At 55.9% G+C, this 15,645-nt stretch carries 15 protein-coding genes and 1 tRNA gene; 9 read left to right on the top strand and 7 right to left on the bottom strand.

Annotated features, from left to right (window positions below; translation table 11 throughout):
• Positions 1-68: 68 nt before the first annotated feature.
• Complete coding sequence (locus Q1B46_RS06850) at positions 69-503, top strand: ion channel (protein ID WP_299946686.1); 435 nt, start codon at positions 69-71, stop codon at positions 501-503.
• On the opposite strand, the gene cls is transcribed toward Q1B46_RS06850, so the two are convergent.
• Genes cls through Q1B46_RS06835 form a run of 3 tightly spaced genes read right to left on the bottom strand, consistent with a single transcriptional unit; the run spans position 500 to position 4,578 of the window.
• The gene (gene cls / locus Q1B46_RS06845; RefSeq protein WP_299946196.1) at positions 500-1,912 is read right to left on the bottom strand and encodes a cardiolipin synthase; all 1,413 of its coding nucleotides are present in this window, start codon (positions 1,910-1,912) and stop codon (positions 500-502) included. The two genes, Q1B46_RS06850 and cls, sit on opposite strands and share 4 nt — an antisense overlap.
• Before the next feature lie 23 nt (positions 1,913-1,935).
• The gene (locus Q1B46_RS06840; RefSeq protein WP_299946194.1) at positions 1,936-2,910 is read right to left on the bottom strand and encodes an HAD family hydrolase; all 975 of its coding nucleotides are present in this window, start codon (positions 2,908-2,910) and stop codon (positions 1,936-1,938) included.
• Between the two features lie 60 nt (positions 2,911-2,970).
• Positions 2,971-4,578, bottom strand: coding sequence for an arylsulfatase (locus Q1B46_RS06835; RefSeq protein ID WP_299946192.1), 1,608 nt, complete (start codon positions 4,576-4,578; stop codon positions 2,971-2,973).
• Between the two features lie 275 nt (positions 4,579-4,853).
• Between Q1B46_RS06835 and Q1B46_RS06830 the strand changes: the two genes are divergently transcribed.
• Complete coding sequence (locus tag Q1B46_RS06830) at positions 4,854-5,450, top strand: Crp/Fnr family transcriptional regulator (RefSeq protein WP_299946189.1); 597 nt, start codon at positions 4,854-4,856, stop codon at positions 5,448-5,450.
• A gap of 8 nt (positions 5,451-5,458) precedes the next feature.
• Here Q1B46_RS06830 and Q1B46_RS06825 read toward each other — a convergent pair whose 3' ends face one another.
• Positions 5,459-6,550, bottom strand: coding sequence for an AI-2E family transporter (locus Q1B46_RS06825; RefSeq protein ID WP_299946186.1), 1,092 nt, complete (start codon positions 6,548-6,550; stop codon positions 5,459-5,461).
• Positions 6,551-6,718: 168 nt separating this feature from the next.
• Here Q1B46_RS06825 and Q1B46_RS06820 point away from each other — a divergent pair, with 168 nt between their 5' ends.
• The 3 genes from Q1B46_RS06820 to Q1B46_RS06810 all read left to right on the top strand — a co-directional run bounded on the left by Q1B46_RS06820 (position 6,719) and on the right by Q1B46_RS06810 (position 9,765).
• On the top strand, positions 6,719-7,576 hold the full coding sequence (locus tag Q1B46_RS06820) for a YihY/virulence factor BrkB family protein (RefSeq protein ID WP_299946183.1): 858 nt from the start codon (positions 6,719-6,721) through the stop codon (positions 7,574-7,576).
• Complete coding sequence (locus Q1B46_RS06815) at positions 7,573-9,480, top strand: multiheme c-type cytochrome (RefSeq protein WP_299946181.1); 1,908 nt, start codon at positions 7,573-7,575, stop codon at positions 9,478-9,480. Before Q1B46_RS06820 ends, Q1B46_RS06815 begins: the two co-directional genes overlap by 4 nt.
• Positions 9,481-9,573: 93 nt before the next feature.
• The gene (locus Q1B46_RS06810; protein ID WP_299946178.1) at positions 9,574-9,765 is read left to right on the top strand and encodes a hypothetical protein; all 192 of its coding nucleotides are present in this window, start codon (positions 9,574-9,576) and stop codon (positions 9,763-9,765) included.
• Positions 9,766-9,771: 6 nt separating this feature from the next.
• On the opposite strand, the gene Q1B46_RS06805 is transcribed toward Q1B46_RS06810, so the two are convergent.
• Entirely contained in the window at positions 9,772-10,488 is a 717-nt protein-coding gene (locus tag Q1B46_RS06805) for an RlmE family RNA methyltransferase (RefSeq protein ID WP_299946175.1), read from the bottom strand.
• Positions 10,489-10,878: 390 nt separating this feature from the next.
• Complete coding sequence (locus Q1B46_RS06800; protein WP_299946173.1) at positions 10,879-11,991, bottom strand: Ppx/GppA phosphatase family protein; 1,113 nt, start codon at positions 11,989-11,991, stop codon at positions 10,879-10,881.
• Between the two features lie 241 nt (positions 11,992-12,232).
• Here Q1B46_RS06800 and Q1B46_RS06795 point away from each other — a divergent pair, with 241 nt between their 5' ends.
• The 4 genes from Q1B46_RS06795 (at position 12,233) to Q1B46_RS06780 (ending at position 14,760) form a co-directional block, all read left to right on the top strand.
• The gene (locus tag Q1B46_RS06795; protein ID WP_299946171.1) at positions 12,233-12,529 is read left to right on the top strand and encodes a virulence factor; all 297 of its coding nucleotides are present in this window, start codon (positions 12,233-12,235) and stop codon (positions 12,527-12,529) included.
• A 26-nt stretch (positions 12,530-12,555) separates the two neighbouring features.
• Positions 12,556-13,482 carry a methylenetetrahydrofolate reductase gene (locus tag Q1B46_RS06790; protein ID WP_299946169.1) on the top strand — a complete coding sequence of 309 codons (927 nt, stop codon included), beginning with the start codon at positions 12,556-12,558 and terminating at the stop codon, positions 13,480-13,482.
• Positions 13,483-13,491: 9 nt separating this feature from the next.
• Positions 13,492-14,553 (top strand): methyltetrahydrofolate cobalamin methyltransferase, encoded by a 1,062-nt coding sequence (locus tag Q1B46_RS06785; RefSeq protein ID WP_299946167.1) that lies wholly within the window; start codon positions 13,492-13,494, stop codon positions 14,551-14,553.
• 133 nt (positions 14,554-14,686) lie between these two features.
• Positions 14,687-14,760 (top strand) — tRNA-Gly (locus tag Q1B46_RS06780).
• 13 nt (positions 14,761-14,773) lie between these two features.
• On the opposite strand, the gene Q1B46_RS06775 is transcribed toward Q1B46_RS06780, so the two are convergent.
• Positions 14,774-15,628 carry a class I SAM-dependent methyltransferase gene (locus Q1B46_RS06775; protein WP_299946166.1) on the bottom strand — a complete coding sequence of 285 codons (855 nt, stop codon included), beginning with the start codon at positions 15,626-15,628 and terminating at the stop codon, positions 14,774-14,776.
• Between the last annotated feature and the right edge of the window lie 17 nt (positions 15,629-15,645).

Below are 15,645 nucleotides of genomic sequence, written 5' to 3'. Positions count from 1 at the left end.
TGGGCGCGGGGTTGTCCAGAGCGCGCGAAAGCCCCATGCTGGCCGTGATCAGAGTAAAGGCCGTTTACATGACATTGTCGCAACAGATCATTTGGGGCAGCTTCTATCTTGGCATTTGTTTTCTGATCGAAATCATGCTGCTGACATGGTGCGTTCTGGTCATTCGCAAGCTGGTCGCGAATTGGGAGACACGCAGCACTATCCTCGCGACTGCGGGCCCGATCAGCGTGGCGCTTATGTTTATCGTTCTGACCCATACGGTTCAGGTCTGGATCTGGGCGATCGTCTGGGTGTGGGGGGATGTGCTGCCAGATTGGAACTCGGCCCTTTACTTCTCGTTGGTGACCTTCACGACGCTGGGCTACGGCGACATCGTGTTGGGTGAAGGTTTGCGCATATTTGGTGCATTTGCGTCGGTAACTGGTCTGTTGTCCTTTGGGCTGTCTACTGCATTCTTGGTGGCCCTCATGACGCGAGTGTTTGAAGAGCGGTTTCTGAACTAGAGGATTGGTGCAAACAGTCGTGCGAGCGGCGCGCCAAATCGGATATGGAACGGTTGCTGGGGCAGGGCGCGCGTCAACTCATAACTTGCGGCGAAATCGGTCTCTAGCATTGTTGCTGTCGCTTCCGCCGCGCGGGAATCAAAGAACAGAGCCATCGCTTCAAAGTTCAGGCGAAAGGATCGGTTATCCAGATTTGTGGTGCCGACCGCGGCCAGAGTGTCGTCGACGACAAACACCTTTTGGTGCATGAAGCCATCCGTATAACGAAACACGCGGGCGCCGCAGTCGCGGATTTCATCGAAATATGCAAAGGCAGCCAACCAAGGCAGACGATGGTCGATGATATCCGGCACAAGTATGCGCACATCCACACCACGCAATGCCGCGTGCTGCAACGCGGTCATGATGTCGATATCGGGCACAAAATAGGGTGAGGCGATCCACAGCCGTTCCTTGGCCTCGGCAATGGCTGAAAAGAACATCATCGCGCCCGTTTCAGTGTCGTCGCCCGGACCAGTCGCCACTAGCAAGGCGTTCATATCCTGATCAGATTCACTGCCAGCCCAATCGAGCTGATCAATCAGGTCTTCGTTGCGGGCCCAGTGCCAATCTTCGGAAAAAATCAGTTGTAATTGTCGAACGACATGACCGGTCATTTTGATATGCGTATCGCGCCAGCGGCCGAAACGAGGGCTCTGCCCCAGATACTCGACCCCGATGTTGTGGCCACCGATAAAACCGGTCTCGCCATCGATGATCACGGTCTTTCGGTGATTGCGATAATTCAGTTGAAAACGAAAATTGGGCCCACGCTGTTCGCGCGGATCGGCCACGTCGACACCGGCCTCGCGCAGGGTTTCCAGATAGCTTGAGGGCAGGCCATAGCTGCCCACAGCATCGGTCATGAACCGAACATGTACGCCACGATTTACAGCTGCAATCAGCCGTTCCTGCACTTTGCGGCCCAGCTCATCATCTCTGACGATGTAAAACTGGATCAGGACATAGTTTTTAGCCTCATCAATGGCGGCAAGTATGGCATTGAACGTGGCATTCCCGTCGATCAGCAACTCGGCGCCGTTCCCGCGTGACACGGGCAAATGGGCCAGTGCCTCGAACGGTCGGGGATTGATCCGCATCGTCTTTGGATCAGGTTTCGAGAAATCCGCAAAAGTCTTGATCCCCTCGACCACGCGTTCACTTTCCTGCCGCGCAATGCGGTAACCCTTAAAGCGATGGTGCCCAAGAAACAGATAGAGCGGTACGCCAAACACTGGCGCGGTCAAAAGGAACACGACCCAACCCACCGCACCTTGTGGCGTGCGCGCAGTCTGCGCCGCGCGAACAGAGAAGAAGACCGCTACGCAATAGAGACCAAACAGAAAAAACGAGACGAGCAATGTCCACATGGGCGCGCAGTGATCCGGGTTGCTTAGTTTGCCCCAGTGTAGATGCGTGACCAGTCGTTGGCCATATCAACTATGACCCAGCCCATATCGGGTCCTTTGTCCAGACCATCGACCAACCGCCCTATCGGGCTTTCTCGATCATACGCCCATTCGCGATCTGGATCTGTATGATGGATCAGAATGCCCATCCGAGGTCCGTCGCCTGCTGTGGTCCATTCAAGCATCGCGAAATCCCCGTCCGAGTTTCCTCCGGCAAAAATGGGGCGCTTTCCGATAGTGCGTTCGATGTTGATCGGTTTGCCTTCCTTATCGTCGATAAAGGCGATGCCGGGGGCCTTGTTGATTACAGGCACGCCGTCAGAGAGGTCATAGGTCGTCTCGCCATAGGTGCCCAGGATTTGCTCAGGTGGGATGCCATATGCGTCTTCCGCAAAAACACGCATGAAATGCAGCCCCCCGCCTGAGACGATATAGGTTTTGAAATCCTCGTCCCGTAGATAGCGCAACAGTTCGACCATCGGTTGATAGGTCATCTGGTCGTAGGGCAGATTGGTTTCTGGATGTCGCGACGTTTCCAGCCACGTGGCCACTGCATCTTGGAATTCCTCGACGCTGCTACCTGAATGCGACGCATTTACCACCTCAATCAGTGCCTCATGCCCGCCCTGCAATATGGTTTGCAAATCGCCCTCTGCCGCGGCTTTCAGCGCCGGAGATGTAAGGATCGATGGGTCTTGTTCCGCAAGCTCGGCCAGCCGGTCCATGGCGAAGATGAATTGTAAATAGACGGGCTGTTCAGCCCAAAGAGTGCCGTCATTGTCAAACACGGCAATCCGGTCGGCAGGCGTGACATAGCTTTCTCCCGACGGGTTTGTCACGGCATCGACAAATTCAATGATCTGCTGTTTTGAGGCCGAGTCTGTCCAGCTGGGCAGGGGATCGGAAAATGCCACGATGGGGGTTGCGGCCATGATTGCGGCAAGTCTGAGAAAATTCATGAAAAGCCTCTAACATTAGGGAAAAAGGGCCGCATCTTTATGCGGCCCCTGCGGTTGGCTTTAGTTCGACGTAGGTGACGAAAGCTTTTTCATCACCTGATCCAGGCTAAAGCTTGCGGCCTCTTGCCGGGGAGGGAATTCCTGGAACGTTGTCAGGAAGTTGCCAACGTATTGCTGGGCAGGCACCAGGAAATATGCGCGGTCCAGTATCCAGTCGTAGTAGGTGTTCGAAGTGCGATAACCCCGCTCATACGGATCACGACGCAGGTTCACGATGATTGGCACGCGCAGTTCCGTGAACGGCTCCATCCAGGCGCGGAAAGTGGCCCAGGCTTTCTGCTCCAGAAAGATCAGCTTCCAATCATCAAAGCGCAGTGCGGACAGGTCGCCATCATCGGTGAAATAAAAGATTTCACGACGTGGGCTTTCAGCGGCCTCACCTGTCAGCAATGGCAGGATGTTGTAACCGTCCAGATGCACCTTGTAGTCGCGGCCCATTGCGGGCGAGGAATATCCGGCTTTCAGCTTGTCCTTGATCTCGGTATCTCCGGCAACTGCCAGATAGGTCGGCAGCCAGTCCATATGATGAACGATCTCGTTCGTGACCGAGCCCGCCTCGATCTTGCCGGGCCAGCGCACCATGGATGGCACGCGCCAGCCGCCTTCCCAGTTTGTATTCTTCTCGCCCCAGAACGGGGTCGAGGCAGCATCCGGCCAGGTATTGTAATGCGGGCCGTTATCGGTTGAGTAATGCACGATGGTATTGTCGGCGATGCCCAATTCATCCAACAGATCAAGCAGTTGGCCAACTTGAATGTCATGTTCGATCATCCCGGCGGTGTATTCATCGGCAGGGCTGCCGACAATTTCATTGGCCGTTTCGCGCATTTCGTCCCCGACATGGGTGCGGAAGTGCATTCGGGTACCGTTCCACCAAACATAAAATGGCGTTCCGTTTTGATTGGCTTCACGGATGAACTCAACGGCGGCTTCCAGCGTTTCCTGATCAACCGTCTCCATGCGTTTCCGGGTCAGTGGGCCGGTGTCTTCGATCTCACCGCCTGCGCTGGATTTGATCACGCCACGGGGGCCGAAAGCCTCGCGGAAGGTGCGCCCATCGGGCAGAATGGCGTCCCCGGGATAATCCTCATGCTCGGGCTCTTCTTCAGCGTTAAGGTGGTAAAGATTCCCAAAAAACTTATCAAATCCGTGGTTTGTTGGCAGATGTTCATCTCGGTCACCCAGATGGTTCTTGCCAAACTGACCGGTGGCATAACCATGGTCCTTAAGCAGGCCCGCGATCGTAGGGTCTTCGATCTGCATCCCTTCCTTGGCGCCAGGCAAACCTACTTTCGACAGGCCGGTACGGAATACCGACTGCCCCATGATGTAAGACGACCGCCCTGCGGTGCAGGACTGTTCGCCGTAATAATCGGTGAAGATCATGCCTTCGTCAGCGACGCGGTCGATATTCGGGGTTTGGTACCCCATCAGACCCATCGTATAGGCCGAAATGTTGGACTGACCGATATCGTCGCCCCAGATGACCAGAATGTTTGGTTTCTGATCTTGCGCCAACGCTGGAAGCGCCAACAGAACCGCAATCGATGCGGTTGCTGTTCGGCGCAATCCGATACGCCAGCTTTCTAAGAACCGGGTTGGTAACATGATTTGCTCCTGAACTTGCGGACAATTTGCCCATACGAAATAACTGGATTCTGCGAACAGAAAGGGGTTAGTTACAGGTTGTAAACTGCGGATATCCCGACCAAAAAAACGGGAACTGGGAATCCTCTGCCGGTAATGTAGGCGAGTGCAGCCAATTGAAAATTATCATATGATGAAGTTTAAATATATAGATGACAAAAATTGAGACTGATCAGAAGGCGTTAAGGGAAAGTACTTGGTTCAAAGCCCGGTCCTCCGCATTTCAGAATGCGCTGATGAGCTGCGCAATACGCCGGACATATGGCACTGATGAGGCTTTGTACCTACAGGGGGATCCCGCGAATGGCATCCACGCCGTTTTGGAGGGCAGCGTGAAGATAACCGTGCCGGCAGATGACGGGCAGGATTTTGTTATGCATCAGGAAGGGCGGGGCTTTTGGATCGGTGATCTCGCATTATTCGCCACGGCGCGCCGATTGGTCAGCGTGGTGACGACCCGATCAACTGACACGCTTTTCTTTCCAGCCTCAAGGTTGGAACGTATGGTCCAAGAAACACCTGATTACATTCGGGATTTCTACGCGCTGTCACATGAGAACATGCAGAAAGCCTTGCGCATCGTCGCCAACCTTGCGGTGACGGGAACCGAGAAGAGGCTGGTTCTGCGATTGCTGCATTTGGACGAGGTCGCATCCGATGCTGCAGGTTGGATACCTGTTTCACAAGAAGAACTGGCCGCCATGATCGCGGTCTCTCCGCCGTCTCTGCACCGAGCATTGCACCGGCTTATCGACTTGAATTTGATAGAAGGCGGTTATGGTCGACTGCGGCTGAAAGATCGCCGCGCGCTGATTTCAAGCTGCCAGAGCTAGCACATAGATCACGAGGAATGGGTGCTTGCAGATTGGTCATCCTCGCCCAATCGCCCGTCCAATGACATCAGGATCGCTACCGGGCGCAGCGCGGGGATGTGGCTGAAGATAATAAGAATACACACGGTCAACGGAACGCTGAGGAACGCTCCGATCAGGCCCCAGACAGTGGTCCAGAAAGTCAGAGCCAAGATGACAAGGAAGGTCGACATATTCAGAGAACGGCCCAACATGGCGGGGTCCAGGAAATTGCCGATCATAAATTGTAGGGTGCCGCAGCCAAGAACAATGATCAGAAATGGACCAATGGTTTCAAATTGAACCAAAGCGATCATCGATGGAAAGATCACCGCAATTATCGAACCGATCGACGGGATGAAATTCAGAGCAAATGTCAGCACGGCCCATGTCTCGGCATATTCAAGCCCGAGGAGTTTGAAAATTGAGTAGCTGATAAGAGCGGTGATCAAACTGATCAATGTCTTCACTCCGACATAGCGCTGCAGGCTGTCAGAGATCGCATCCAAGACCGAGGCAAGGTCGGCCCCAAGTTGTGGATTACCAGCGGCAAGTTGGATTTTCTTGCGGAATGCCAACCGCTCGGCCATCAGAAAAGCGACATACAGGCTGATTAGGAAAAACTGGTTCAGAAGCGAGGTCGCGCTGCCCAGCAAAATCCGCGCAACGTAGGACATGTCGATGCTGACCAGATTATCTCGGATAAAACTGGTGACGTCGTTACCTACCAATCCGGTAATCCGGTGGACCGCTCCGTCGAATTGGCTTTCATAGGTGTTGATCGAGCGTGCAAATTGCGTGGCTTGGCTGCCCAAGATGTACATAATCATGAACAAACCAGCCAAAACCACTGTGACTCCAGCAATATTTGCCAACCAGATCGGCGCACGCGTCACCGCGATAACCCGATCGCTGAGGGCTAGAATCAGCACATTGACCAGCAGCGCCATTGTCAGCGGCACTAAAAAGTTCGAACCCGCATAAAGGCCGAGTACCACCAACGTGGCCACGATCGCGACGTCTCGCAACACGCTCAGTTGCAGGCGGGCCCCGGATTGGTTGTTTTGAGAGTCAGAAGTCATGCGATGGCCTCGGTGTGGATGCAGACTGATAGCGTTTGAGGACGTTCAGGTTGATCCTGCACAGGCTGACGGGTTTATGCAATCCATACAGAAGGTTATGCGCAGGAATTCCATACCGTCGACCGATTGGCGGTTCTGCAGGGGTAAAAGGCGCGTTAGGCTTGGGCAATGTCACGCGTTTCGATTCTCTTTTCCAATAATTTCCTGCGCGCCCTCTGGCTTGCCGTACGTCGGTTCAACGACAAGGACGGTTTTGTCATGAGCAGCCACGTGGCGATGTCATTGATGATGGCTTTGTTTCCGTTTGTTCTGTTCACGGTGGCATTGGCAGGGGCGTTGTCGCAAGGATATGTGACAGATGAACTGATCGAGCTGATTTTTGGTGCATGGCCCAAAGACGTGGCTGATCCGATCGTCTCAGAACTGCGTTCTGTACTGGCCGGGGCAGGTTCTGGTGTGATCACTTTGGGCGGTTTGTTGGCCATCTACTTTGCCTCAAACGGAGTTGCTGCCGTGCGCCGCGCCATGACGCAGGCTTATCATGACAAGGACAATTGGCCATTTTGGAAGACCCGATTGTTGTGTTTCGCGTTGGTTATCATTGGCGGTGCGGCCATTCTGGCCATCGCCGCGGTAGAGGTGGTTCTGCCGGTTTACACTCGTTTGGTTTCAGAAAAGACGGCCGTGGATGTCGACAATTGGCTGTCGGTTGATCGCTTGCGGTGGACATTTACGGTTGCGGTGCCTGCTGGCACTGTCTTGCTCGCTCACCTGATCCTGCCCACCCGGCGGCACCGCTTGATACAGATCCTTCCGGGCGTGATTTTGACTCTGGCGTTGTGGGCTGCAGGCGGATGGGGGTTCTCGATCTACATCGCGCAATTTGCCACATACAGCGCGACATATGCGGGACTTGCCGGCGCGATGGCGGCTCTGATCTTCCTGTACCTGTGCTCTGCGATGCTGATCCTCGGGGCAGAATACAATGGCGCCTTGATCGACCTGAAAAACGCGGAAAACAAATGACATATCTTCGAATGTTGATGCTAACTGCGACGCTGTGGGTGGTGGCCCACGAGGGTCGGGCGCAGGAGTATGTCGGGTCTGAGACATGTTCCGATTGTCATCAGGAACAGACCGAAGCCTGGCAGAACTCTCACCACGCGCTTGCCTGGACCGAGGTGGCAGACGGCCACGTACAGGCCGATTTCGACGGCAGCAGTTTTTCGCATGATGGGATGAGCGTTTCTTTCGCGGACCAAAACGGCATTCTGTCGGCGAGGGTCACCGAAAAGGATGGTGTCACCACCGATTACCCGGTTCATTCGGTGGTCGGCATTGCACCGCTGCAGCAATACCTTTTCGAAACCGAGCCGGGCAGATTGCAGAGTTTCGATGTCGTTTGGGACACTGAGAAAGACCGTTGGTATCACCTGTATCCCGAACAGGATTTACCGCCGAATGATGGGCTGCACTGGACAGGGCCATACAAGAACTGGAATGCGCGCTGTGCCGAGTGTCATGCGACCGGCTACGTAAAGAACTACGACGCCGAGGCAAAAGTCTATGCTTCGACGCAGGCCGAAATTGGGGTTGGATGCGAGGCGTGTCACGGACCGGGGTCTGCACATCTGGAGTGGACGACCGGGACGGCACTGGACGATGGTTTGGGTGAGTTTGGTTTTCCAATCGATTGGGGCAGGGGCCAGACCGAAGCAGAGATACAGCAATGCGCGGGCTGCCATTCCCGACGTGAGGCGTTGGAAGATGGCAACCCAATCCCCGGAAAACCCTATCATGATGCCTATAATCTGGCCGTTCTGCGGCCGGGCCTTTACCACCCCGATGGCCAGATTTTGGATGAGGTATATGTTTATGGCTCGTTCCTGCAATCGCGCATGTATGCCGCAGGGGTTGGGTGCATGGATTGCCATGATCCGCACCGGGCCGAGGTGAAGGCCGAAGGTAATGGACTGTGTACGCAGTGCCATTCCCCTGCAGGAAACCCGGATTTTCCGACGCTTCGGCAGGCCAGTTATGACACGCCGACACATCACCACCATGTCGAGAATTCCGAGGGTGCGCAGTGCAAGAACTGCCACATGATCGAGAGGACTTATATGGGTGTTGACGGCAGGCGCGATCACAGCTTTCGCATTCCCCGCCCTGATCTCGGGCTTGGAACAGATGCCTGCACCGATTGTCATGCGGAAGAGGGGCAGCCATGGGCTGCACGGCAGATCGCAGGCTGGTATCCGGACGACACCCGCAGGACCGCACATTACGGAACAGCATTTGCAGCTGCAGGCAGTGGTCAGCTGGACGATCCCGAAACGCTGACCGCGATCGCATTGGACAAGGCGCAGCCCGGCATCGTTCGCGCAACCGCCTTGTATTTGCTTCAGCCATTCGCCACTGCGGATTTGGCAGAGCGGGTGGCACCGCTCTTGTCCGATCCAGACCCGCTTGTACGGGCCAATGGACCGGTTCTGCAACGGCAGGCACCCGTGCCCGAACGCGTCGCACGGCTTGAGCCTTTGTTAGCAGACCCAATACGTAATGTTCGTGTTTCGTCGGCTAAAGAGTTTCTTGCGGTTCCCGCGCAGGCCATGACGCAGGAACAACGAGCAAGCGCTCAGCAAGGTATGGCGGACTGGCAGCGCAGCATCTCGCATCGATTGGACTTTCCCGAAACTCACATGGTGCTGGGGGGCTGGGCGCTGACGCTTAGAAACGCGGAAGCGGCAGAAGGGGCGTTCCGCGAGGTTGTTACACTGGATCCGCAACGGGCCGAGGCATGGCCGATGCTGGTGCAACTGGCCCATATCAATCGCGGGCCAGAGGCAGCGGTAGCAACATTGGACGAGGCCCTGTCCGTTCTTCCAAATGACCCGAACCTCAAGCAAATGGCGCGGGATCTCGGCCGTTGACTGGCACCAATCCGGCAGATTTCTGCCACGTTCCCGGCAAAATTTCTGACTAGACTCACCTAAGCAAGCACTCAGATTGCCAACAGGTGACGCATGGATCGTACCGCAACAATCGCAAAGCCGCTATCGGCCACCCGAAAATCGACGTTGGATCAGCGCATCGAAGAGCTGCGCATGCGCGGGCCTGTTTACATCAATCACGGCGAGGCGATCTTGTTGCAGGGCACCGCAGCGGCCTCGCTAAGAAAACAATGTATTGCGCAGGCCAAGATCGATCTGGACTAATTCCGCCTAACCTCGGAAGCCGGTGGCGACAACAAATTTTTCAGAACTGTCCGAACGCGACGCGGGTGGCTTCACGTTGGCGACCTTCTCGAATTTCTGCTTAAGCAGTTTTTGAAGGTCCCCCTCGGCCCCGCCGGCCAGCACCTTGGCGACGAAGGTGCCGCCTTCTTCAAGAACATCGAATGCGAAATAAGCCGCCGTCTCGCACAGCGCCATAATCCGCAGGTGGTCAGTCTGCTTATGCCCCGAGGCCGAAGCGGCCATATCGGACATCACCACATCTGCTTTACCCCCCAGCCAATCCTTGACCTGCTGGTCGGCGTCATCTTCCATGAAATCCAACACATGTGCAGTGGCCCCTGCAACAGGCTCGACCTCTTGCAAATCGACCCCCAGAACGGTGCCGATCCGCTTTCCCGACCGTTCGCCCAGCGCGTTGACGCGTTTCACTGCCACTTGCAACCAACCACCGGGCGCACAACCCAGATCAACGACGCGCGCACCCGGAACCAAAAACCGGTACTTTTCGTCCAGTTCCAATATCTTGAACGCAGCACGACCACGATACCCTTCGACTTGGGCACGTTTTACATACGGATCGTTCAATTGCCGCTCTAACCAACGGGTCGAACTAAGCTTGCGTCCGCGTGCGGTTTTGACCTTGACCTTCAGGTCGCGCTGCCCGCGGCCTGAATTGTTTTTGCCGCTCGGGGTTTTGCCCATGCAATTGATCTCCTGAAAGCTGATCGGTCCCTACCGTCTTGCGCGAAGCGTATCAAGAAGGGCCTAGTCCCTTACTATCAGGTCCGGCCACGGAGACGAAACACCAAACATCCAATAACCTACGCCGTTCACTACATGCGAGATGCAGGGCGTCCTTTTCCGCGACGTGGTTTCAAAAGTATGCAACAGATCCCGTGCATCCGATGCCTGCTGTTCTGGCACAGCAATTTGAATGCCGCCAATCGCCAAAGCCCAATGAGGGACCATGTTAACAATGTTGTATCCAGGGCAGAATACGTCGAACCCGGCGGCTTCCAGAGAACAGATTGTCGTGGCAGCCGTACTGGAGCGATATGCAAGTGCTATGGTCGTGTAATTATTCACGAGAAATCAGAACGGTCCGTCTTCCAGTACACCGTCCGCGCTCATCTGTGCATAAAGCAAACCTTCGCGCAGCCCCCGATCCGCCACAGAAAGGCGATCAGTGGGCCAGCAGCGTAGCAATGCCTGCAATATGGCCGAACCGGACATGATCAGGGCCTGCCGATCATCTCCGATCCGAGGATCTCGGCGGCGCCCACGAGGGCCGAGTTCTAAATAGCCTCGTATAACCTTGTCAATCTGATCGCTGGTCATGCGCAGCCCGTCCACCTTGGTCCGGTCATAGCGTTTTAGCCCCAGATGCGAGGCCGCCACGGTGGTAACCGTGCCGCTTGTACCAACAATCTGGAATCCTTCGCGGGCTTGTTCGTCTTTGTAGGGTGCGAAATCGGCCAGGTTTTCCTCAAAAAACCAACTCATAAGCGCAAAGCGCGCGGCATCGTCTTCGACATCGTTGAACTGGTCCCGCAATGTGGCGACGCCCAGAGGTACGCTGATCCAGTCGACAACTTTGGCCGCAGGAAATGGGCTGTCGGCGGTGTGGAACCCGTTATGCAGCCGCATGATCGATGCAGGGCGATCCCGGCGCGGTACAGACGAGATGTCGATCCAAACCAGCTCGGTCGAGCCACCGCCGATATCGACGACCAGCAATTGCTCGGTCTTGGTCGAGACCAGTGGTGCGCACGAGATGACGGCCAGACGCGCTTCTTCCTCGGGCTGGATGATATCTAGCGTCAGACCGGTTTCGCGTTTCACTTGCCGGATGAAATCGCGCGAGTTCTTGGCGCGTCGGCACGCCTCGGTCGCGATCAGGCGCATGCGCTTGACCTTGTTGCGTTTCAGCTTTTGCTGGCAAATACGAAGGGCCTGTACCGTACGGGCCATCGACGCCCGCGACAGGCGTCCGGTGCGTTCCAGACCGGCGCCCAACTGCACCGACTTGGAGAAACTGTCGACCACATGGAAGCCACTGCCCTTGGGCTGGGCGATCAACATGCGGCAGCTATTTGTCCCCAGATCCAGTGCCGCATATAATGCATCCAGATCGGGTCTTGCCGGCGCGGGGCTTTCGACCGCTTTCGGGAGCGCGCCCGCACCTTTGGGACGCTTGGGCGCCATATTAAACGCCCTCCGATTTTCGAGTTGCTCTGACCATAGGTCGCGCTCATCGATCACGCAAGACACTCATTATTGTCATTAGGATTTTGATGTTCGGTTTTGGCAGACAGGTCACTAAAAGCAGCGGTATGTAGCCGTGGGCAAAAACGTCGCTGGAAATGCGCCTTATGTCGAAATTCGACCGACCTGAGCCCACATTGAAGTTTAGAACCGGCCCATCGGGGTAGAAGGAATCACTGTTATGCCTGACGTCACCATCGTTTTCTGGCGCGACATTCCCGCTCAGGTCATTGTCGGCAAGGGCCGTCGTGGCGCGAAGCGGCAGTTGGAGGAACGGTTCGAGCAAGCCATCGACCGGGCTGCCATGAAGGTGAATGCCAAGGACAGTGATGCCTATCTGGCCGAGTGGCGTAAAGCCGAACCTTTCGCAGTTGAGGGCGACCCGTCCGAAATTGCCGAGGCCGAGGCACTGCGTCTGGAAACGGAATACGATCAGGACCGCATCAAGACCCTGATCGCCAACGACGGTTGGGCATGAGCCCGAAATCTTTGTGGGAGGCCGCTATGGCTTTGCTGAACTTCAAGAAACGTGATGCGGTCGAAAACGGCCCTGTGAACCCGACCGTTGAAGCCTTTTTGCAAGGCTATTCGATCGAGGTGATGCCGCGCACTGCCGAAAAGGTGGAAGACTTCCGCGCGCTGCTGCCGGAAGACACGCGCGTGTATATCGCCCATATCGAGGGTACTCCGATCGAGGATATGGTGAAAACCGCCAAGCGCATCGCCGCCGAAGGTTACCCCGTGATGCCGCATTTCCCCGCGCGGATCATCAAGGATGCGGCCACGTTGGAAAACTGGATTTCCATGTATCAGGGCGAAGCCGGTGTTGATCAGGCGCTGCTGCTGGCCGGTGGTGTGAACAATCCTCATGGCGATTTCGACAGCTCGATGCAGTTGCTGGAAACCGGATTGTTTGACAAAGCAGGCTTCAAACGCCTGCACGTGGCTGGTCACCCAGAGGGTAACAAGGACATCGACCCCGATGGTTCGACCAAGAATGTCGATGATGCGCTGCGCTGGAAACAGAAGTTCAGCGAGACCACGGATGCCGATATGGCGCTGGCCACTCAGTTTGCGTTTGACGCCAAGCCGATCATTGCATGGGCCGACAGTCTGAAAGAGGCCGGGATCGATCTGCCGATCCATATTGGCATCGCGGGCCCGGCCAAGCTGCAAACGCTGATCAAATTCGCTATCGCCTGTGGTGTTGGCCCATCACTGAAGGTTCTACAAAAGCGCGCGATGGATGTTTCCAAGCTGCTGCTGCCTTATGAGCCCACCGACGTTCTGACCGAATTAGCCAACCACAACGCAGCGAATCCGGACTTCAACATCACGAACGTGCACTTCTTCCCGCTGGGCGGTATCAAGACCAACGCCAACTGGGCGATCAACAATGGCGGCGCTTCGGCGAAGCCTGCAAACTCCTAAGGAACGGAAATGACCCGTACAGTCGTAGAATCAAAAACAAAAACTGCCGTTCTGGGCTTTGACGAACCGTTCTGCGTGATCGGTGAGCGGATCAATCCCACGGGGCGCAAGAAACTGGCCGCAGAATTGGAAGCGGGCGATTTTTCGACCGTCGAGAAAGACGCGTTGGCGCAGGTTGCTGCAGGCGCGACCGTTCTGGATATCAATGCCGGCGTTGTCTACAACTCGAACCCCAACCCGAACGAGACCGAGCCGCCGCTGATGACCAAGATCGTCGAGTTGGTGCAGGGACTCGTCGAAGTTCCGCTATGCATCGATTCGTCAGTTCCGGGTGCTCTGGAAGCCGGTCTTGAGGCGGCCGAGGGTCGTCCACTACTGAACTCGGTCACCGGTGAAGAAGATCGTCTGGAACTGGTTCTGCCACTGGTCAAGAAGTACAACGTGCCAGTTGTGGCGATCTCGAACGACGATACTGGTATCTCGGAAGACCCCAATGTGCGTTTCGACGTTGCCAAGAAGATCGTTGAGCGTGCAGCCGATTTCGGCATCCCCGCACATGACATCGTCGTTGACCCTCTGGTTATGCCGATCGGTGCGATGGCAACCGCTGGTCAGCAGGTGTTCGCTTTGGTTCGTCGTTTGCGCGAAGAACTGGGCGTGAACACCACTTGCGGCGCGTCCAACGTATCGTTCGGTCTGCCGAACCGCCACGGTATCAACAACGCCTTCCTGCCGATGGCAATGGGGGCTGGCATGACATCTGCGATCATGAATCCTGTGGCGCTGCCAGTTGGACCCAAGAAACTGGCTGAAAAAAAGGCTGAGGTTGAAGCCAAAGGCATCGTGTTGCCTGCGGACATGGATGACGAGACCTTCTGTCAACTGTTCGGACTGGGCTCGACCAAGCCGCGCGCTGGTAAAGAGATGGAAGCCATCCGCGCCGCCAATTTGTTGACCAACAACGACCCGCATGGTGGTGAGTGGATCAGGTTCAACAAGTCGCCTGACGAGGCCGGTGCTGCTGGTAGTGTTGGGGGTCGTCGCGGTGGTGGCCGCCGTCGCCGCGCGTAATCAAAGAAATTCAATGGATTGGGCCGGATTATTGATCTGGCCCATTTTCAATTTTGAGCAGAGAATATTGACGGCACATAACCTTGCAGACCCTTGAACCGGGGTTACAAGCAATGGTACTCAGAACCGAGCGGCGGGTATGATGTAATGGTAGCCTGTCAGCTTCCCAAGCTGAACGCGCGGGTTCGATTCCCGCTACCCGCTCCAGATTCCCGTTATCTTACGATGCCCGCGCTTGAAGCAGATTTATGACTGCAGGTACGCGTATGCCTTCAGGGGTACGATACGCTCCAAATTCGTCAGCTACTGCATTGATGATGGCGTCAACATCGTCCTGCACCCCCTCGAAGTGAGCAATGACCCGAGCCGCAGGTCCGACGCGCGTGCACAGAGTTGCGGCCTCTTTTACGCTGGAGGGCGCTGCGAGCGTCAGCGGGATCGCTTCGACTTTTATGTCGGCCAATCCAGCGCGGGACATCAAATCTGACACGCGGTCTCGGTCATGAAATGCAAGCGGCCCGGGCGCATTGCGATCTACCTTTGGCGGTTGTCCTAGTTGCTTGACAGCGGCCAGATGAGGGGTCTTGAACCACGGGTTCTCTGACAGGCCTCCCCAGGCGGCAAAAGTTATCTGCCCACCGGGTTTCAGTGCCCGCGCCATGTTGGCGAAGGCTGCAACCGGGTCTGAAAAGAACATCACGCCAAAACGTGAGATCAGCGCGTCGCAATCACCTGGCGAAATCTCGGCAACCTGCGCGTCAGCATATTTGAAATTCAGGTTGCTGAGCTTGGCCTGATCCGCGCGCTTGCGCGCCCGTTCGAGAAATTGTTCCGAGATGTCAACGCCCAGAACATCCCCCTCGGGCCCAATCTGCTGGGCCACGGTCAACGCACTCGCTCCGGTTCCGCATCCGATATCGACAACGCGCATCCCCCGGGTAAGCGCTGCGCGATCGAGCAAAAGGTCCAGAACCGGTGAGAATAGGTGGTCTAACTGATCTTCGAAGGTCAGCCAGCGACCGCCCATTTCGGATTTGCCCCAGAACTCTTCCTGATCTCCGTTAATTGACAGCATGTTATCCTCCGATTCTG

The sequence above is a fragment of the uncultured Ruegeria sp. genome (assembly GCF_947500045.1).
GTDB lineage: Bacteria > Pseudomonadota > Alphaproteobacteria > Rhodobacterales > Rhodobacteraceae > Ruegeria.
Note: the sequence above shows the minus strand (reverse complement) of the source record. Positions and strands in the feature narration are given on the sequence as shown.